Source organism: Lysinibacillus pakistanensis, assembly GCF_030123245.1.
GTDB lineage: Bacteria > Bacillota > Bacilli > Bacillales_A > Planococcaceae > Lysinibacillus > Lysinibacillus pakistanensis.
In genome coordinates this window covers 3,484,043-3,502,003 of sequence record NZ_CP126101.1, presented here as the reverse complement: position 1 = coordinate 3,502,003, position 17,961 = coordinate 3,484,043, and the positions used below count along the sequence as shown (strand labels likewise).

At 36.8% G+C, this 17,961-nt stretch carries 16 protein-coding genes; 13 read left to right on the top strand and 3 right to left on the bottom strand.

The genetic code is table 11. From position 1 onward, the window contains the following. Positions 1-57: 57 nt before the first annotated feature. From QNH24_RS17415 to QNH24_RS17400, 4 genes are all read left to right on the top strand, one after another. Positions 58-426, top strand: coding sequence for a hypothetical protein (locus QNH24_RS17415; protein WP_283868791.1), 369 nt, complete (start codon positions 58-60; stop codon positions 424-426). 135 nt (positions 427-561) lie between these two features. After that, a complete protein-coding gene (locus tag QNH24_RS17410; RefSeq protein WP_283868790.1) occupies positions 562-987 on the top strand; it encodes a GatB/YqeY domain-containing protein in 426 nt (141 codons plus the stop codon). Between the two features lie 198 nt (positions 988-1,185). Beyond that, a complete protein-coding gene (locus tag QNH24_RS17405) occupies positions 1,186-1,767 on the top strand; it encodes a TetR/AcrR family transcriptional regulator (protein WP_283868789.1) in 582 nt (193 codons plus the stop codon). A 66-nt stretch (positions 1,768-1,833) separates the two neighbouring features. After that, entirely contained in the window at positions 1,834-2,772 is a 939-nt protein-coding gene (locus QNH24_RS17400; RefSeq protein WP_283868788.1) for an SDR family NAD(P)-dependent oxidoreductase, read from the top strand. A gap of 65 nt (positions 2,773-2,837) precedes the next feature. On the opposite strand, the gene QNH24_RS17395 is transcribed toward QNH24_RS17400, so the two are convergent. The 3 genes from QNH24_RS17395 to QNH24_RS17385 all read right to left on the bottom strand — a co-directional run bounded on the left by QNH24_RS17395 (position 2,838) and on the right by QNH24_RS17385 (position 7,313). Continuing rightward, complete coding sequence (locus tag QNH24_RS17395; protein ID WP_283868787.1) at positions 2,838-4,544, bottom strand: methyl-accepting chemotaxis protein; 1,707 nt, start codon at positions 4,542-4,544, stop codon at positions 2,838-2,840. Then, positions 4,519-6,162, bottom strand: a complete 1,644-nt coding sequence (locus tag QNH24_RS17390) for a pyridoxal phosphate-dependent decarboxylase family protein (RefSeq protein WP_283868786.1) — start codon at positions 6,160-6,162, stop codon at positions 4,519-4,521. The genes QNH24_RS17395 and QNH24_RS17390 overlap by 26 nt, the downstream gene beginning before the upstream one ends. A gap of 434 nt (positions 6,163-6,596) precedes the next feature. Then, positions 6,597-7,313: a polysaccharide deacetylase family protein gene (locus QNH24_RS17385; protein WP_430675532.1), complete on the bottom strand. Its 717-nt coding sequence runs from the start codon at positions 7,311-7,313 to the stop codon at positions 6,597-6,599. Between the two features lie 182 nt (positions 7,314-7,495). On the opposite strand from QNH24_RS17385, the gene QNH24_RS17380 reads away from it, so the two are divergent. From QNH24_RS17380 to QNH24_RS17340, 9 genes are all read left to right on the top strand, one after another. After that, complete coding sequence (locus QNH24_RS17380; protein WP_283868784.1) at positions 7,496-8,341, top strand: DUF4179 domain-containing protein; 846 nt, start codon at positions 7,496-7,498, stop codon at positions 8,339-8,341. A gap of 96 nt (positions 8,342-8,437) precedes the next feature. Further along, on the top strand, positions 8,438-9,589 hold the full coding sequence (gene chrA, locus QNH24_RS17375; protein ID WP_283868783.1) for a chromate efflux transporter: 1,152 nt from the start codon (positions 8,438-8,440) through the stop codon (positions 9,587-9,589). A 180-nt stretch (positions 9,590-9,769) separates the two neighbouring features. After that, positions 9,770-10,915, top strand: coding sequence for a radical SAM family heme chaperone HemW (hemW, locus tag QNH24_RS17370; RefSeq protein WP_283868782.1), 1,146 nt, complete (start codon positions 9,770-9,772; stop codon positions 10,913-10,915). A gap of 89 nt (positions 10,916-11,004) precedes the next feature. Continuing rightward, positions 11,005-12,033: a heat-inducible transcriptional repressor HrcA gene (gene hrcA / locus QNH24_RS17365; protein ID WP_283868781.1), complete on the top strand. Its 1,029-nt coding sequence runs from the start codon at positions 11,005-11,007 to the stop codon at positions 12,031-12,033. A 17-nt stretch (positions 12,034-12,050) separates the two neighbouring features. Continuing rightward, entirely contained in the window at positions 12,051-12,635 is a 585-nt protein-coding gene (grpE, locus tag QNH24_RS17360; RefSeq protein WP_283868780.1) for a nucleotide exchange factor GrpE, read from the top strand. A 75-nt stretch (positions 12,636-12,710) separates the two neighbouring features. Then, the gene (gene dnaK, locus QNH24_RS17355) at positions 12,711-14,552 is read left to right on the top strand and encodes a molecular chaperone DnaK (protein ID WP_283868779.1); all 1,842 of its coding nucleotides are present in this window, start codon (positions 12,711-12,713) and stop codon (positions 14,550-14,552) included. Between the two features lie 204 nt (positions 14,553-14,756). Then, positions 14,757-15,878 (top strand): molecular chaperone DnaJ, encoded by a 1,122-nt coding sequence (gene dnaJ / locus QNH24_RS17350; protein WP_283872879.1) that lies wholly within the window; start codon positions 14,757-14,759, stop codon positions 15,876-15,878. A 21-nt stretch (positions 15,879-15,899) separates the two neighbouring features. Further along, positions 15,900-16,841 carry a 50S ribosomal protein L11 methyltransferase gene (gene prmA / locus QNH24_RS17345; RefSeq protein WP_283868778.1) on the top strand — a complete coding sequence of 314 codons (942 nt, stop codon included), beginning with the start codon at positions 15,900-15,902 and terminating at the stop codon, positions 16,839-16,841. A gap of 81 nt (positions 16,842-16,922) precedes the next feature. Further along, positions 16,923-17,660, top strand: coding sequence for a 16S rRNA (uracil(1498)-N(3))-methyltransferase (locus QNH24_RS17340; RefSeq protein ID WP_283868777.1), 738 nt, complete (start codon positions 16,923-16,925; stop codon positions 17,658-17,660). Positions 17,661-17,961 lie beyond the last annotated feature (301 nt).

Sequence of the window (17,961 nt, the reverse complement as noted above, 5' to 3'; positions counted from 1 at the left end):
TAATAATGTTAAGAAATTATAGATAGAACAAGGAATGATAGAGAGGAGGAAGTCAAAATGGAGCAGGAAGTGAACCAACATACTATTCTTCAAGCGATTTTGGAGCTATCTACTCAAATGCAGGTTATGAAAACTGATCTTCAGCAACAAATTGAAGCGGTGGAAGCTAGATTAGAAAAAAAGATTGATGCGGTTGAAAGAAGATTAGAAGAAAAGATTGATGCGGTTGAAAGAAGATTAGAAGAAAAAATTGATGCTGTAGAAACAAGATTGGAGGAAAAAACAAATTTACTGCAAAGCAGATTAGATTCAGTAGAACAAAATTTAAGTCAGAAGATAGATAGTATGGATACGAAAATGGAAATATTATCTCTTGAACTACTTGAAACAAAGGCAGATGTACGTATGCTAAAGCGAGCAAAATAAATTTTAATTACCGTATCCTTCGAGGCTACGGTTTTTTTTATCAAGAGGAGCCTACTCTAAGAGATGGGAAAAACATCTCTAATGCACTTTATGGTATAATTTTTTTGGAATAAATGGTCTAGAGGAGTGACAACATTGTTAAAAACAGAGGTATTTGAACAATTAAAAAATGCGATGAGAGAGAAGGATGCATTGGCAAAAGGCGTATTGTCGCTGTTGAAATCTGCATTAGATTTAGCGGAGAAGGAAAAGGGAGGGGCTTTATCTTCTGATGAAGAAATTGCAATTATCAATCGGGAGGTAAAGCAAACAAATCAAGCTTTAGAGGGTGCCCAAAATGCAGGAAGAGCGGATTTAATTGAAAAAGAGGAAGCGAAATTAGTACTATTAAAATCATTCTTGCCAAAGCAATTAACAGAAGAAGAAGTTGCAGAGAAGCTTACAGCGGCTGGAATAGTAAAGGGAATGGGCATGGGAGACGCAATGAAAATTGCCAAACCTTTGTTAACAGGTCAAGCTGAGGGTGCTGTTATTTCAAAAGTTGTGAAGAGTATTATTTAAATTGACAAAAACGAATTTCCTTTCGAAAGGGGAAATTCGTTTTCTTTTATCTTCATTCAGCAAATGTTTTTGTATCGAAAGCGAAGCGGCAGCTACAATTACGTCAAGGCGAAATTGATAATAGGATTCTAACTGTTGCTAATTAAAATAACTAATAGTACACTATTAATTAACCACTGGTCAAATTAGGAGGGCAATATGTCACCGCGTAAACCATCAACACAGGAATTAACAAAAGAAATGATTATCCATGAGGCACATAAACAATTTATTGCGAAGGATTTTCACCATGTATCGATGCGTAGTATTGCGAAAGAGTTAGGCTGTAGTCATGGGGCAATATACTATCATTTTAAAAATAAAGCAGAAATATTTTATGCTATTTTAGGCGAATACTTTTCTGAATTAAACACTACTTTAGAGAATACAGTGAATGGCCCTGAAGATAGTTCTACAAAGCTAAAAAATATTTTAGTAGGATATATGGCATTTGGTTTAAATAATCAAAGTCAATATGAATTAATGTTTATGGTGAGGGACAATGAGATTGATGGACTCTCCCAAGAGGCAGCCAACCTTAGCTATGAAAAATTTGCACAATCCGTACAAGCTTTATCAGAAACTGAGCTGCTACTTTCAGATATCCATTCTACATTTATTGCGTTGCATGGATTTGTAGCACATTACCGTCATTATGTTAAAAATTATGAGGAAGCAAAGGAAGCAGTAGATGTACATGCAAGATTTCTTATCAAAGCATTAAATAAAGTTGAGCTCTAGATCAATTATCTGGAGCTATCTTTAAGCTTTTATTTGACCAGTGGTTAATAAAAGGAGGGATTATTCTTGAAAACAGCTTTAGTTATCGGAGCATCAGGTGGAATGGGTTATGCTCTTGTAAATGAATTAGTAAGGCGACAAATAAAGGTGAGGGCCTTTGCACGACACAAAGAAAAATTAGTTACTTTATTTCACCATACCAAAAATGTTGAAATCATTGCAGGTGATATCTTCAATGAACAGGATATTAGTCAGGCTTCGAAAGGGGTAGATGTAATTTTTCATGCAATAAGTTTTCCGTATCAGGATTGGGAAAAGCTACATATACCGTGCCTAGAAATGGTCATAAAAATAGCTGAAAAACAAGGAGCGAGGATAGCACTTGTCGATAATATATATGCATATGGGAAACAATCGGTCAGAGATGTAACTGAGGAGACATTGAAAAGACCACATACAAAGAAGGGAAAAATTCGATTGTCCATGGAAAATAAATTAAAAGATAGCCATGTACCTTCTGTAATCGTTCATTTTCCAGATTTATATGGACCAAATGCAGAAAATACCATTCTCTATGAAACATTAAAAAGTGTTGTCCAAGGTAAAAAAGCTAATTTTGTAGGAAATATGAAGGTGAAGAGGGAATTCCTTTATACAGTTGATGGTGCAAAGGCTATGGTTGAACTAGCCTTAAGGGATGATACATACAATCAAAATTGGAATGTACCAGCTACACATACAATTTCCGGGGTTCAATTAGTGGAGATTCTAAGCGAATTAACTGGCTACAAGAAAGGAATCAGAACTGTATCTAAAGGAATGTTACAATTAATAGGAATATTCTCTCCACCTATGAAAGAAGTAGTTGAAATGTTTTATTTAACAGAGGAACCAGTTATTTTAAGTGGGGAAAAGTATGAAAAGGAAATTGGTCCTTTACCACGTACTTCTTATAGAGCTGGTCTAGAGGAAACCATTTTATGGATGCAACAGAAGGGAAGATAATACTTACAGCAATAAAAAATCCGCTATATTTCAAGAAAGTATAGCGGATTTAATGTATTTAGTTTTTATAGCTGAAATTTTTGTATGATATGACGAAGCTGTTGTGCCATCTCCGCTAAATTATTGGAAGATGCAGTAATTTCTTCGATGCTTGCTGATTGTTCCTCAGACGCTGCTGCTACATTTTGAATATTTCCTGATGCTTGAACGGCTACTATACCAACTTCTTCTACAGAAATAGCAATACTGTTCACACCTTGGTTCATGTTGGTAATGATCGTATTGACATGATTCATTTCCTTTGTTAGCTCCATAATTTGTGTATTAATTTCTCCAAAGGCCTCACCAGATGCATTGAAGGTTGTTGAGCTTTCCACAAGATTACTGCTGCTAATTCCCATAGATTTTACAGCCTGTGCAGATTCCTCTTTAATGGTTTCAATCCGTGTTCGAATACTGTTAGTTGCTGCTAATGATTGATCAGCAAGCTTACGTACTTCCTCTGCAACAACGGCAAAGCCCTTACCATGTTCGCCAGCTCTTGCTGCTTCAATAGATGCATTTAACGCGAGTAAATTGGTTTGGTCCGTTATTTGGTTAATTAAGGTCACAATGTCACCAATTTCATTTGTGTATGTGCTTAAACGTTCCACAACTGCTGAAGTCTCTTGAATGGCAGTAGTAGTGACAGTCATTTTCTCAGTTGCATTTTGAATTGTCGTATTACCTTTTTCAGAAATTGTGGATGCACTAATTGCCTTTGCTGTCACATCATTCACGCTCGAAACGACCTCAGCCATTTTTGTAGAGATTACTGAGATATGATTTTCTACCTCTTCTATGGAGGTTGTTTGCTTTTCTGAACCAGCTGCAACTTCCTGCATGGAAGATGTAATTTGCTGTATGGATGCGCTTGTTTGCTCAGAACTTGCTGTTAATTCCTCTGACATAGCAGCGACTTGTTCAGCATTTTCTGCGATTTGCTGAATTAGTAAGCGTAAATCTTCTGTCATATTTTCGATGCCCAGAGAAAGCTGTGCGATTTCATTGGAACCTTTGATTTGTAGAGGTTCAACAGCTAAATCTCCCTTGGCTACCCTGCCAACATAACCAGTTATTTTTTTTATTGGTTTTGTAATACCAATGCTAATGAAATAAGCGACAATAATCCCTAATAGGATGAAAATCACCGTCATAATGATACATATCCAAAGTGTCTCTGTTTGTAGCTTAGAGATAAAGGAAGCATCCATATCTAAACCGAATAAAATGTCCGTGTTTTTAAATGGTATAAAAATGGATTTATGAATACCATATTCATCTTGATAAATATCGCTTATTTGCAAAGAACCAGCGTCTAAAGCAACATTCATTTTTTCATCGAAAACATAATCTTCTTTGTAATTATCTTTGTTGCTTAAAGCGACGATATGCTCCTTTCCGTTAGAGCGGGAAAGGATATATGCATTTTCAATATCGTATTTATTCACTGTGCCATTTAATTGCTTTAGTAGTTGTTCATATTTTTGATGATTCCCATTGTCTGCAGCAATGACATCATTTTTTTCTAAATCTTCGAAAATAGAATTAGAAACAATTTCTAATGATGACTCAAACTGTGTAATGACAAAATCATCGATAATTCGATAAGACGTTATAAAAAGTACCACACTAAATATGATTGAAATAATAGCAATGGGAATGGTGAAGCTTGCAATATATTTATAAAGTAAAGAACCCTTTAATTTATTTATTATATTCAACTTTGGCATCCTCCAATACTTGCAGTTTTTGTTTCAGGAAATGAACCATAGCATGGATATGTTCTGTTTCAGTATAAGGAGAAATAGCAAAGAATTTTGCAGCTGCAACTGGAATTTGTTGCTTTGTATCACTTGTGCGGACAGTACAAAAACGTGTTGTATCACCAAAAAATACTTCGTCTCGATCCTGACCTATAATTTCAAAGAAAGAGGCATTAATCGCATTTATATATTCAATTTGGTCTTGTGTATAGCAACCTGCCTGCTCCGTGTGCCAGTTATAGCCATCTGGATATAAACGAAAGGCTGTAACGGGTCCAATATTCGTTCCATTTACTACTTGCAGCATAGGTGCATGCTCCGCTAATTGTGTACGGAATGCTAAATTAACACGCACATAATTGGCTAATATTTGTTGATAGCCTTCTTTACCAAATGCCTGTAAAGCTGCATAAATAGCTATTGAACTTCCCATTCGTGAGCACTCTAATGTATAGCCTGTATGGTAGGAGCCATAACCACGATTGCCGACGTATGGTGTATCAAAGTCCTCAATATCAAGTAACTGTAAACTGTTACCCTCTTTTATAAGGAATAAGCTAGTTAAATATGGTGTCTGACCAAGCTTTTGGAAGTCAAAGCACAGGCTATCTGCAATTGCTAGATGCTGCATACGTGTACGAATATGTCTCAATCCCTGTAATACCTCTGCCTCTAGCTGAAGGGGATTGGCAGTAAAGTCGTAATCGTTGAAAAATGCGTAAAAGCCTCCCAAAGCGGAATCAGCATGGATATGTATCGGTTGTAAGGCATATTTTTTCTCAAGACCTATAGTGACTTCCTTAATGGCTTGTACATCATCAATGGCAAATTGATCCGTAGCGCCTGTTGTAGCTACTACATAGACTGGGATTCCACCATTTTCAATAACCTCTGTCATACGTGCCTGTAAGTCATTAATATCCATGGAATGGTCTTTTCCAGCTTTTACACGTACTAAATGCTTACTTCCTATACCTACCGCTTCAATCGATTTTAATAGGCTATAATGTGCATTTTCTGATGCAAAGCAATATAAATTATTTGGAATACCCTCTTCCTTTGCCTGTGGAAATTGCTTAGCAATGGCAAGACGAAGACCACTAAATACAGCCCCTTGTCCTCCCCAAGTTGTATAGCCAAAGCTCTTAGTGTAGTCATAGCCTACTAACTTCGACATCATCGCTACAACTTTTACTTCACACTCTGCAGCAGCAGGTCCATAAACATCCCATAGATTGTTACCGTTCAAAAGGGCATTTGTAAACTGGCCCAATATACCAGGGATACTAGCCATTGGTAATACATTCGTGACAAAATTACGCGTATGATAAGGGTGTCCTTGCATCAACTGTGTAAGTTCTTCCACAACCTGATTGAGCCCAACCCCTGTATTTGCTATTTGATTGTCTTGCATTAATTCTTGATAGAAATTAGAGGAACGCTCTTTCATTGGTCCAAGAGACGTTTTATTGGGATTCTTTAATGCATCTAGAGAGGAAACAATTTTCTCTAATAGGGATAAAAAATTCTCCCTTTGCTGGATATTTCCATCTTCGCTTTGGAATAATTGTTGGATTTTTTTCATATTCATCATCCTTTGTAGTTCATATTTCCTCTATTTTTCATTTCTTGAAAATAGGCCGTTTTTCTAAAGTTATAATAACATATAATAACAAAAAATGAATTTATATTTTCCTGAAAAAATATTATTTTACATTTCTGAATAATCCAATTTATTTAAGGGGAAATATAGAAAATGTATTAGTGATTAATTAATTTTAGAAAGGTTGTATTTTAAAGGTTTTTTGTGCGGTTGTTAAGGAGAAAATTACAAAAGTGAGGATAGTGGGATTTTATGAGGAAAAATGAATGTTTTTAAAATACTATTCTTATAATAATTTTAAAATAATATTAATAATAAGAAAATTATAATACTTTTTGACTAATTATAATAAAGGTTGTTAAATAGATCGAAACTCTGTAAATAGTAATCTGCTATACATGAAAAAAGAATCTGCCTCATTTGTGCAGATTCTCAGATTTATCCTGAAGTTCTTTAATGGTGACAAAGCGGTATCCATCCTCAGTAAGTGACTGCAAAATACCTTCGATTGCTTGCAGTTCACTGTCTGTATTGTCATACATGGGATGCATTAAAATAATCGAGCCAGATTGAATATGTTCTTTCACATAATTAATTTTTTCATCAGGTGTTGAATAGAAGGAGTCAGGCTCCAAATTCCACGTTATTGTATCATGATTTGTTTTACTTAAATAAAGTGGAAATCCAATTAGCTTTTTCCCATACGGCGGTCGAACAGGCGGGATATCTGGATAGCCAATACTTTTTATAAGTTCATCTGTTTTTTCTATTTCATTTTTGTAAAAGGTAGGGCTTTTAAAAACCATTCGCTTATGTGAATAGGTATGATTGCCAATTTGATGACCGGCATTCACAATTTTTTTACCCTCTTCTAAATTTTCTTCAAGATCTTTTCCAATTAAAAAAAAGGTTGCTTTAGCATCGTAGTCATCCAGTAATGTTAAAATGGTACTGACATTTTTAGTTGGACCGTCATCAAAAGTTAATGCTACAACCTTTTCTGTAGTGTCAATATGAGAGATAATCTTGCCAAAAAGTTGATAGTCTCTAGCATTCATTAACTTATAAGCACCAAATGCTAAAACAACAATGAAAAAAAGAATAATTCCTAAATAAGTAATTTTCTTTTTCAGCATTAGTCCCTCCCTGCTATTTATTTAATTCCAAAAAAAGCCTTACACAAATTTGTTATTGATCAATACCCATTGTATGAGAAGATACGGTATGACAAACATTAAGTCTTAAAGGTTATATAATGTTCCCCTAATAACTACAATAATTGTGTAAATAACTTTCTGAAAAATGAGGTGTACATGTGTCTAATGATATGCTTCTAGTTGAAGGTCAGTCGAAGGGGAGTCGATTGCACAAAATATGGTTTGTTGTAGTGTTATTTTTAATATTGGTGATTGGTGTAATTGTTTTTTATTATTTATTTAATAAGGATTTAAATTTTGAAACCTATAAAACAGTTGTCGGTAAAACCACTGAAAATAGCCTTGGAAGTTTGACCTTGAATGAAGTAATAGTGGATGACAATCAGATTTTATTAAATGCCACCTTTAAACCAGAAAACGATACACATTTCGACTATCAAATTTTCTTTTTTCCACAAGTATTGATTAATGGAAAAGAGTTTACAGTAAGAAATGGAGGGCAGTCCATTGCGCAATCGGATAAAACCTATACCATTTATAGCAGTGTTAAACTAAGCGAATTACCAAAGGATGAAACATTAAATTTAGATATTCGCTATAACGACTGGAACGGAAAAAAGGAGATTGACGAGCCATGGAACTTTCAAGTAGAAGCATCACAGAAGCACTTACAAAATGATAGGAACGTTTTTTCAGTTAAAAAAAAGTTGAAGCTAATAGATGGCCAACAAATAACGATTGACAGGGTTGTTTCTACACCAATATCAACAACAATTTATTTTCATTCTGACACAGCCCTATTGAATAATGCCATACAATTTAATATTCAATCTACATCAGGTGAATTATGGCGCCTTAACGCTGCGTATCCATTAAATGAGGACAATACAAAATGGGGAGTTCGCCTTGACGCCCTATATTTGACAGAAAAAACTTATCATTTAATTCCAATTGCTACAGATGGAAATGAGCTTGGTTCTAAAATTAAAATGACAAAAAAATAAGAAAAATGCTTATTTCAATCTTTACAATACTTTAATCTAAAAACACGGTTACACCATGTAAGATAATGATATATTACATGGAAAGAAGTGAGGTTGTTGCGAAGATTATGGGAGATCTTTTTAGTTTCCTTTAAATTAGGCTGTACTTCCTTTGGTGGTCCAACTGCTCATTTAGGTTATTTTCAAAATGAGTATGTTGAAAAACGTAAGTGGTTATCAGCAAATGATTACAGTCAGCTTGTAGCACTTAGTCAATTTCTACCTGGTCCCGCATCGAGTCAAGTAGGAATGGGCATTGGCTTATTAAGAGGCGGAATATTTGGGAGTGTAATTTCTTTTCTTGGCTTTACATTACCGTCAGTGTTGCTGCTGATTGCATTCGGATATTTTTCGACGCATGTAGATATGAGCTGGGTCCATGGCTTAAAATTAGTGGCTGTTGCGATTGTTGCACAGGCTATTTTGGATATGTCCAGGAAATTGATTTCTAGCATATGGCATTTAATAATTGCCTTGTTTGCACTTGGAGTAGTGCTTTTATGGGTACATTCATTATCACAGGTATTGGTGATAGGTCTTGCTGCCCTCATAGGCTTTCGATTTATTAAAATCACTAAGGAAATGAATCAACATGTAACAGTTGTACCTATTTCCAAAAAAGCAGGGTTCATTTTATTATCACTGTTTTTCCTACTCCTTATTGGTTTACCAGCTGTTAGTCCATTTATGCAATATGAATGGTTTATATTGGTTGAAAAGTTTTATCTATCAGGTGCCTTAGTGTTTGGTGGCGGTCATGTAGTACTGCCTTTGTTAGAAGTTCAATTTGTACAAAGTGGACTAATGAGTTCTTCTGATTTTATTACAGGTTATGGAATGACACAGGCAGTTCCTGGTCCATTATTCACGTTTGCCTCTTACATAGGTATGATGATTGCTGGAGTACCTGGGGCCGTTATTGCTACAATAGCAATTTTTCTTCCTGCCTTTTTACTTATAGTTGGGGCAATGCCGTTTTGGCTAGCGTTAAATCAATTCCCAAGATTAAGAGGGGCAATAGCAGGTGCAAATGCTGCCGTTGTTGGAATATTAGCAGCAGCTTTTTTTCATCCAATTGCTACAGAGACAATTGAAAATTGGTTAGACATTGTTATATCTGCCATCTTTTTATGCTGCTTAATGCGATGGAAAATACCGCCTTATTTATTAGTAATCATTGGTCTTTGCATAGGAATTATACGTTATTAAAAATACATTTTCTAAATCAAAACCATGAATCTTTATGGTTTTGATTTTTTTGTGGAAAATGGATCCTATGAACTGCCAATTGATACACATACTTTTCTTAGATGGATTCATGGCGTTCTATTCTTTGTTTGTTTATAATGTAAAAATGGAAAAAGACTTTATCAGAAAGAAGGGATAGCTATGGCACGAGGTGTTTACATTCATATTCCTTTTTGTCATCAAATTTGTAATTATTGTGATTTCAATAAATTTTATTTCAAAAATCAACCAGTTGATGAATATATAGAAACCCTGGGCAAGGAGATGGCGCTTGCCATACAAAAGTATCCTGACCATTTTAAACAAATCGAAACGATCTTTCTCGGTGGTGGAACACCGACTGCGTTATCACCTGAGCAATTAGAAAAACTTCTTGGGCTGATTCGTACGTATATTCCTATGGACAGTGTGACAGAATTTACATCAGAGGCAAATCCGGACGAGCTCTCAGAGGCGAAATTGCAGGCATTATTTGCTGGAGGTGTCAATCGTTTAAGTATGGGGGTGCAGTCCTTTGACCAGACATTATTAAAGAAAATTGGACGTACTCATAGTAACGAACATGTTTATGAAACAATTGCCTTGGCGAAAAAGGTTGGCTTTCACAATATAAGCATAGATTTAATGTATGGTCTGCCTGGGCAAACAATGGCACAATGGGAGGACTCCTTAGCAAAGGCCTTTGCCTTGGAGTTACCGCATATTTCCGCATACTCATTAATAGTAGAGCCAAAAACGATATTTTATAATCAATATACAAAGGGGAAACTGCATTTACCACCCGAAGATCTTGAGGCAGATATGTATGATGTATTGATGGAACAGATGGAGGCTCATGGGCTGCAACAATATGAAATAAGTAACTTCGCGCAATCTGGTTTCAGCTCTAGTCATAACAAAATTTATTGGGAAAACGATGAATATGCAGGCTTTGGTGCTGGTGCACATGGATATGTTGCTGGTATCCGTTATTCCAATCATGGACCATTAAAAAAATATATTGATGCAGTAAACAAAGGTGATTTACCAATTGTCTATGAGCATATTGTGACAGAGAATGAAAAACGCGAAGAACAAATGTTTTTAGGTCTGCGAAAAACAGAGGGAGTATTACACCATATATATGAAGAGAAATTTAATGAAACGATGCTTACACGTTATCGTCATGTTATCGAAAAGTTAGTATCAGAAGGTCTTTTGGAACACGATACGAATAGAATTCATCTGACACGAAAAGGTCGATTTGTAGGGAATGAAGTATTTCAACAATTTTTGCTAGAAGATTGAGCGATTTCGTTGACATAAAATGTGGGATTTGATAACTTAATAATAGTATTAGCACTCTTCTTAGTTGAGTGCTAACAGAGGTGATAATCATGCTAACAAATCGGCAACTACAGATATTGCAAGTCATTGTAGACGACTTTATTATGTTTGCACAGCCGGTAGGTTCTCGCCAGATCTCCAAAAAGCAAGAGATTACATTTAGTCCAGCCACAATTCGAAATGAAATGGCGGATTTGGAGGAATTAGGTTTTTTAGAAAAAACACATACTTCCTCTGGTCGAGTGCCTTCGGAAAAGGGTTATAGATTTTATGTAGATCATTTGTTGAGTCCACAGGGGATTAATTCTAGGGATATTCAGCAAATCCAATCAATTTTTAATGATCGCCTAGTAGAAGTAGAGCATATTATCCGAAAATCAGCCAATATTTTATCAGAGCTGACATCTTATACATCGATTCTTTTAGGACCTGATGTACAAAGACATCGTGTTAAACGATTCTCAATTGTGCCGCTCTCTAGTGATACAGCAGTAGCGATTATCGTAACGAATAACGGGCATGTGGAAAATCGAATGTTTAGTTTACCTCCAGATTTTACCGCTTCTGAATTAGAGAAGATGGTTAATATTTTAAATGAACGCTTAATCGGTGTGTCATTAGAAGATCTTCATACAAAGCTTGAGGCTGAAGTGTTAGCTGTTTTACAGCAACATGTGAGATCTGCGGATGACTTTATTCGCTCACTTGTTACAGCCACGATGCATAATTCAGAAAGTAAAATTTTCTATGGTGGAAAAACAAATATGTTCAACCAGCCCGAATTCCACGATTTAAATAAAGTCCGGATGATTTTGGACTTAATGGAAACGAACAGCCAAGTGCAATCGCTTTTCCATCCCAATGAATCGGGCATTCAAATTCGTATAGGCTCTGAAAATAAACAACTAGAAATGGAAAACTGTAGTGTCATTACGACCACTTATTCAATTGGTGAAGATCAACAAGGGGCTATTGCGATTATTGGTCCAACACGGATGGATTACAAACGTGTTGTTGCTTTACTAGACGTATTGCGCATGGATTTAACACAGGCCTTTACGAAGAATCGTAGTGATTGATAATGAGGAGGATTCAAGTGACTGAAACAACTGAAAACAAGGATCTTGTACAAGAAAAAGTACAGGATGACAATGTACAAGCTGAAAATGTATCTACAGAAAATGATGTAATTGAACAGCAAGAAGCAGAATTGACGATTGAAGAGCAATACGAGGCAAAGCTTGCAGAGTTACAAGCAAAGCTAGACGACGAGGAAAATCGTCATCTACGCCTACGCGCTGACTTTGATAATATGCGTCGTCGCAATCAGCTAGATCGGGAGGCAGCAGAGAAATACCGTGCTCAAAGCTTATTATCAGATTTACTGCCAGTACTAGATAATTTTGAGCGTGCCTTACAAGTGGAAGCAACGTCTGAAGAAGCTGCTTCTATTGTAAAAGGCATTGAGATGGTCTATCGTTCTCTGATTGAAGCAACAGAGAAGGAAGGTCTGCAAGTGATTAAAGCAGAAGGTGAGCCATTTGATCCAAATATTCACCAAGCTGTCATGCAGGAACAAGATAGTGAAAAAGAGACTGGTGTTGTTTTACGCGAACTGCAAAAAGGATATATCTTAAAGGATCGTGTATTACGCCCATCAATGGTATCTGTGAACGAATAGTCATAGCACTATTTAGTCAATTAAAATCAGTTAGAAAACGCATCCCTTGCGTTTAAATAATAGGAGGAAATTTTAATGAGCAAAATTATCGGTATTGACTTAGGAACAACAAACTCTTGTGTTTCTGTACTTGAAGGTGGAGAACCAAAAGTAATTCCAAATCCAGAAGGCAATCGTACAACACCATCTGTTGTCGCATTTAAAAATGGCGAACGTCAAGTTGGTGAAGTAGCAAAACGTCAATCAGTAACAAACCCGAACACAATTATTTCCATTAAATCAAAAATGGGTACAGCTGAAAAAGTAACAGTGGAAGATAAAGACTACACGCCACAAGAAGTATCAGCAATGATTCTTCAATACTTAAAAGGCTATGCAGAAGATTACTTAGGTGAGAAAGTAACAAAAGCAGTTATTACAGTTCCTGCTTACTTTAATGATGCACAGCGCCAAGCGACAAAAGACGCTGGTAAAATTGCTGGCCTTGAAGTAGAGCGTATTATCAACGAGCCAACTGCAGCTGCGCTTGCGTACGGCTTAGACAAACAAGACCAAGATCAAAAAGTTTTAGTATTTGACCTTGGTGGTGGTACATTTGACGTTTCTATTCTTGAATTAGGTGACGGTGTCTTCGAAGTATTAGCAACTGCTGGTGATAATAAACTAGGTGGGGACGATTTTGATGACGTGATTATCGACTATCTAGTAGCTGAATTCAAAAAAGAAAATGGCATTGATTTATCAAAAGATAAAATGGCGATGCAACGCTTAAAAGATGCAGCTGAAAAAGCGAAAAAAGATTTATCTGGTGTAACTTCAACACAAATTTCTTTACCTTTCATTACGGCAGGTGAAGCAGGTCCACTACACCTAGAAATTTCTTTAACACGTGCAAAATTCGACGAAATTACTTTACCATTAGTAAATCGTACAGTAGGTCCAGTACGTCAAGCCTTATCTGATGCAGGCCTTTCAACATCTGAAATCGACCAAGTTATTTTAGTTGGTGGTTCAACACGTATTCCAGCAGTACAAGAAGCAGTACGTAAAGAAACTGGTAAAGAGCCTCACCGTGGAGTAAACCCTGACGAAGTTGTTGCAATGGGTGCTGCTGTACAAGGTGGCGTATTAACTGGTGATGTGAAAGACGTTGTTCTACTTGACGTAACACCATTATCACTTGGTATTGAAACAATGGGTGGCGTGTTCACGAAGTTAATTGATCGTAACACAACAATCCCTACTTCAAAATCACAAGTATTCTCTACAGCAGCTGACAACCAACCAGCAGTAGACATCCATGTTCTACAAGGTGAGCGTTCAATGGCAGCTGACAATAAAACATTAGGTCGCTTCCAATTAGCAGACATTCCACCGGCACCACGTGGTGTACCTCAAATCGAAGTAACATTTGATATTGATAAAAACGGTATCGTATCTGTAAAAGCGAAAGACCTTGGTACAAACAAAGAGCAAACAATTGTGATCCAATCTGATTCTGGTCTATCAGAGGAAGATATTGAACGCATGGTAAAAGATGCTGAAGCAAATGCAGAGGCAGATGCTAAACGTAAAGAAGAAGCAGATCTTCGTAACGAAGCAGATCAACTAGTGTTCCAAGTAGACAAAACAATTGCTGATCTAGGTGAGCAAATTACAGAAGACGAGAAAAAATCTGTTGAAGATGCTCGCGATGAATTGAAAAAGGCGCTTGAAGCTGGTGAATTAGAGGGCATTAAATCTGCTAAAGAAAAACTAGAAGGCGTTTTACAGCCACTAGTAATGAAAGTATATGAACAAGCTGCAGCAGCTGCTCAAGCAGCTCAAGGTGGCGAAGCAGGTGCAGACACTGGCGCTGGTAAAAAAGATGACGGTGTTGTAGACGCTGAATTCGAAGAAGTAAAAGACGATAAATAAGAGTTAACACAGTTAAGTGAAAAGCCAAAGACCGCTTGCGGCTTTGGCTTTTCTCTTTATTAAAAGCGGTATGATAAGCTTTACATAATAACTGAGAACAATATGTTTCTCATTTATTAATAAATAATTTACAACAAAAATAGAGGCAGTTTATTTAACTGCATGGTACAATAGATTTTATGCAAAAAGAGCGGAGTGTGAATGATGGAAAAACGCGATTACTACGAGGTGCTTGGTTTAACCAAATCAGCTTCAAAAGATGATATTAAAAAAGCATATCGTAAATTATCAAAACAATATCACCCTGATTTAAATAAAGAGCCAGGTGCAGATGAAAAATTCAAAGAAATCGCTGAAGCTTATGAAGTGCTAAGTGATGATCAGAAGAAGGCGCGCTACGATCAATTTGGTCATGAGGATCCAAATGCTGGCTTTGGTGGTGGTGGCTTCGGAGGAGGCGGCTTTGGCGGCTTCGAGGATATTTTCAGCTCATTCTTTGGTGGTGGAGGTCGTCGTCAGGACCCGAATGCACCACGCAAGGGTGATGATCTACAATATCGTATGAATATTAAATTTGAAGAAGCGATTTTCGGGAAAGAAACAGAAATCGAAATTCCGAAGGATGAAACCTGCGATACTTGTCATGGTTCGGGTGCAAAACCAGGAACTAAGTCAGAAACATGTTCAACATGTAATGGTGCTGGTCAAGTAAATCAAGCTGTGGATACTCCATTTGGCCGTATGATGAATCGTCGTACTTGTTCAACATGTCATGGTACTGGAAAAATCATTAAAGAAAAATGTTCAACATGTCGTGGAGAAGGAAAAGTACAAAAACGTAAGAAAATTAAAGTAACAATTCCAGCAGGGGTTGACGATGGCCAACAAATTCGTGTAACTGGTCAGGGAGAGCCGGGTATAAATGGAGGACCAGCGGGAGATTTATATATAATGTTCCGTGTGCAAGGGCATAATGAGTTTGAACGTGATGGCGACGATATTTATTATGAACTGAAGCTAACATTCCCTCAAGCAGCTCTTGGTGATGAAATTGAAGTACCAACTGTCCATGGGAAAGTAAAATTACGAATTCCAGCAGGGACACAGTCAGGTGCTCAATTCCGCCTTAAAGACAAAGGTGTAAAAAATGTACATGGCTATGGTACTGGTAATCAATATGTTACTGTCAAAGTTGTCACACCAGAAAAGTTAACAGAAAGACAAAAACAACTGCTACGCGAATTTGCTGAAATTAGTGGTGATATTCCTGAGGAACAAGGAAGCTCACTATTTGATAAAATCAAGAAAAAATTCCAAGGCGAATAACTAGAGGAGCTGAAGAGCTACGTGAAGTGGTCAGAGTTATCCATTCATACCAAGAATGAAGCGGTAGAGGCAATTTCGAATATTTTGCATGAGGCTGGAGCAAGTGGTGTTGTTATTGAAGATTCGGCTGAACTTGCTAAGCCACGAGAGGATCAATTTGGTGAAATTTATGCACTAAATGAAGCGGATTTTCCCAAAGATGGTGTTATTGTCAAGGCTTATTTATCAGAGTCTAGCTTTTTAAATGAAACTGTGGAAGAAATTAAAGCGGCTATCACAAATCTAACGAACTTTAATATCGATATAGGGGAGAATGTAGTATCGATTGTAGAAGTAAATGAGGAAGACTGGGCAACAGCTTGGAAGCAATACTATCATCCTGTGAAAATTTCTGAACGCTTTACAATTGTGCCAACCTGGGAAGATTATACTCCAGTATCAACAGATGAATTAATTATCGAATTAGATCCTGGTATGGCATTTGGTACTGGAACACACCCAACAACTGTGATGTGCCTGCAAGGGCTTGAAAGGGTTGTAAAAGAGGGTGACACAGTTATCGATATTGGTACGGGTTCTGGTGTTCTTTCTATTGGTGCCGCATTACTTGGAGCTAAAAGTGTTCATGCGCTTGATTTAGATGAAGTAGCAGTACGCTCTGCGCAAGAGAATGTTGTGTTAAACAAAGTTGAGGATACAGTATCTGTATTTCATGGAAACCTATTGGATACAGTGAAGGAGCCGGCTGATGTCGTTGTTGCCAATATCTTAGCAGAAATTATTATATCCTTTACTGACGATGCATTTTCAATTGTCAAACCAGGTGGATTATATGTCACTTCAGGCATCATTGGCGCAAAACGTGATGATGTCAAAGCGGCACTAGAAGCTTCAGGCTTTGTCATTGAAGAAGTATTACTAATGGAAGACTGGGTCGCAATCATCGCCCGTCGTCCACAATAAATGGACTGAGAAAGCGCCAAATCGTGAGCCGAGTGCTTGTGATTTGGCGTTTTCTCTTCTTTATAGAAAGGAATGTGTACCATGCAGCGTTATTTTATTGAAACCTCTATTGAAAAAGCACGAATTAGTGGAGAAGATGCACATCATATTGAACGAGTAATGCGAATGAAGGAAGGTGACAAAATTGTAGTAGTGGCACAAGATAATGCCCACATCTGTACAATTGTAGCCTTTGAAGGAGATGGGGTAGTTATACAGCCTACTGGGGAGATAATTCCTTCTCCTGAGCTACCTGTTCAAGTTACAGTTGCCTGTGGATTGCCAAAAGGTGATAAATTAGAGCTTATTACACAAAAAGCTACAGAGCTTGGCATGTTTGCCTTATTGCCGTTTGAAGCAGAGCGTTCCATTGTAAAATGGGATAAAAAGAAGGGGGTAAAAAAGCAAGAGCGTCTGCAAAAAATTGCAAAAGAAGCCGCTGAACAATCTCATCGTACACATATACCAGAAATTTATGAACCAATTTCTTTTAAGCAGCTAGTAAATCAGGTGAGCAATTTTGACGCCGTTTTTATCGCAGATGAAGAAGATGCCAAATCTATAAAACGTACGAGATTTGCGGAAAAGCTAAAAAACGCTTACGATAAAAAATCGAATTCAATTCTTATTATCTTTGGTCCAGAAGGCGGCATTGCTAGAAAAGAAGCGGATGCTCTGTTGCAAGCTGGAGCCCAAACGATGTCTTTAGGACCCCGAATTTTACGAGCAGAAACAGCGCCACTTTATGCACTGTCTGCAATATCCTATGAATTTGAATAAAAGAAATGCCGCCTTATCAAAAGTGAGAATATGTTATATTCCGTATTGGCAAAAAGATGAGGCATGGGCAAAACCACTTAAAAAACTGTTTTAAGTGGTTTTTTCACTTTTATATAATATAGGGTCCTACTAGAATTTGAGTCAGTAATATTGCGCAAAACATGATGTGAAAATAAGTGAAAATTTAGAATATAGATAAAATTTAACAAAAAACCCTTTTATTAAAATATAGAAAAAAACAAGTATAACGTCCATACATAGATATTATTGATACATATTCTAACGATAGGAGAGCTCCCTA